Source organism: Aliiruegeria sabulilitoris (genome assembly GCF_001558155.1).
In the GTDB taxonomy this organism is placed as follows: domain Bacteria; phylum Pseudomonadota; class Alphaproteobacteria; order Rhodobacterales; family Rhodobacteraceae; genus Tropicimonas; species Tropicimonas sabulilitoris.
In genome coordinates this window covers 1-453 of the sequence record NZ_LOAS01000114.1, presented here as the reverse complement: position 1 = coordinate 453, position 453 = coordinate 1, and the positions used below count along the sequence as shown (strand labels likewise).

At 57.2% G+C, this 453-nt stretch carries 1 rRNA gene; it reads left to right on the top strand.

Features of this window, described 5'->3' with window-relative positions:
- Window positions 1-453, top strand: a 16S ribosomal RNA gene (locus AX756_RS26965); the annotation flags it as partial.

The following is a 453-nucleotide window of genomic DNA, read 5'->3' as shown; positions in this document are numbered from 1 at the left end:
CAACACGGGAAACCTCACCCGGCCCGGACACGGAAAGGATTGACAGATTGATAGCTCTTTCTCGATTCTGTGGGTGGTGGTGCATGGCCGTTCTTAGTTGGTGGAGCGATTTGTCTGGTTCATTCCGATAACGAACGAGACTCCGGCTTGCTAAATAGTTACGCGGCCCCGTGCGGTCGGCGTCCAACTTCTTAGAGGGACAAGTGGCGTTCAGCCACGCGAGATGGAGCAATAACAGGTCTGTGATGCCCTTAGATGTCCGGGGCTGCACGCGCGCCACAATGGGCGGATCAGCGTGTGTCTACCCTGCGCCGAGAGGCGCGGGTAACCCGCTGAACCCCGCTCGTGATCGGGACTGGGGATTGAAACTATTTCCCATCAACGAGGAATTCCCAGTAAGCGCGGGTCATAAGCTCGCGTTGATTAAGTCCCTGCCCTTTGTACACACCGCCG